Raw genomic sequence first — 1,657 nt, 5'->3', positions numbered from 1 at the left:
TTGGAAGTCCAGCCGTCTGCGGACCAGTCACGCCTTCCATTCGCGGTTGATGGAGCCGATGTTGGAGGACTTCCGCGCCGTGGTGCGTGGGTTGTCCTTCTCCGAGCCTTCGGTCCCGGCGGTGTCGTCGGTGACGGGCCGTCCGGTCGGTGTCGGGCAGTGGTCGGACCCGGAGTACTGGGTCGACCAGGTCCGCAAGCCCGTCCGGTTCGCCGATGCCCTCGCGGCCCTCGACGGCGTCACGAGGTTCGTCGAACTGGGCCCGGACGGCGTGCTGTCCGCGCTCGTCCAGCAGCCGGACGCCGTCACGGCGCCGCTGCTGCGCCGCGACCGTGACGAAGTCACCACCGTGCTCACGGCGTTGGCGACCTTGCACGTCAACGGCGTTCCGGTCGACTGGGCGCCCTTCTTCACCGGCGTCCGACCGGCCGAGCTGCCGACCTACGCCTTCCAGCGCCGGCGGTACTGGCCCGACGAGGCGCCCGTCGGCCGGACCTCCGGGCCGGACCGTGAGGACGCCGACTTCTGGGCCACCGTCGAGCGCGGTGACCTGCGGACCTTGGCCGACCAGCTGGGCGTCACGGCGACGGCACTTGAGAGCCTCGTTCCGGCGCTGGCCACCTGGCGGGCGCAGGGCCGGGAACGGTCGTTGGTCGACGGCTGGCGGTACCGGGTCGACTGGGAGCCGGCGACCGTGTCCGCCGAAGCCCGGCTCGACGGTGTGTGGGCGGTGGTCGGCGAGGACGTCCACGGCCTTGCCGAGGTGCTGGCGGCACTGGGCGCTTCAGTGGTGCAGGTGACCGGCCGGGAGCAGCTGGCGGGTCTGGACGTCACGGGTCTCGTCGCGTCGCCGACGTCCCTGGCCGATGCGCTCGACCTGGTCCGGACGCTGGTGGACACCGGGTGCAGCACGCCGCTGTGGTTCGTGACCCGGAACGCGTTGGTCACCGGACCGGCGGACGGCGTTGGAGAGATCGACCAGGCGCAGCTGTGGGGCTTCGGCCGGGCGGTGGGGTTGGAGCACCCCGGGATGTGGGGCGGTCTGCTCGATCTGCCGGTCGAGTTGGACCGCCGGGCGGCGGGTCGTGTTGCTGCTGTCCTGGGTGGCGCGTTGGGCGCGGAGGACCAGGTCGCGGTGCGCGGTGGTGGCGTGCTCGTTCGTCGTCTCGTTCACGCGCCGGTGGGTTCCGGGTCGGTCTGGAAGCCTCGGGGCACGGTGCTGGTCGCCGGTGGGACGGGTGGTCTGGGCGTCGAGGTGGCGCGGTGGGCGGCGGCGAACGGTGCGGAGCGGCTGGTGCTGCTCTCCCGGCGTGGATCTCAGGCGCCCGGCGCGGCGGAGTTGTTGGCCGAGCTGCCGATGGCGGAGATCCATGCGTGTGATCTGGCGGATCGGTCCGCGGTGGAGGCGTTGCTGGCCGTGGTCGGTCGGGTCGACGCGGTCGTGCACGCGGCCGGTGTGGCCGAGGACGTGCCACTCGTGGACGCGGACGAGGCGCATCTGGACCGGGTGATCCGGGGCAAGGTCGACGGGGCGTTGCACCTGGACGCGTTGGTCGGTACGGATCTCGACGCGTTCGTGGTGTTCTCGTCGATCTCGGGTGTCTGGGGCAGCGGGGAGCAGGCGGCGTACGGGGCGGCGAACGCGGCGCTGGACGCG

Annotated in this window: 1 protein-coding gene; it reads left to right on the top strand. The window is 72.4% G+C overall.

All coding sequences use genetic code 11. The features are described 5' to 3' along the window. Nucleotides 1–16 precede the first annotated feature (16 nt). On the top strand, nucleotides 17–1,657 hold a 1,641-nt coding region (locus tag PUR56_RS00215), incomplete at its 3' end, for an SDR family NAD(P)-dependent oxidoreductase (RefSeq protein WP_329947336.1).

The sequence above is a fragment of the Streptomyces sp. BE303 genome (assembly GCF_036290945.1).
GTDB lineage: Bacteria > Actinomycetota > Actinomycetes > Streptomycetales > Streptomycetaceae > Kitasatospora.
The sequence above is the reverse complement of the archived record's forward strand: the minus strand, read 5'-3'. Positions and strand labels throughout refer to the sequence as shown.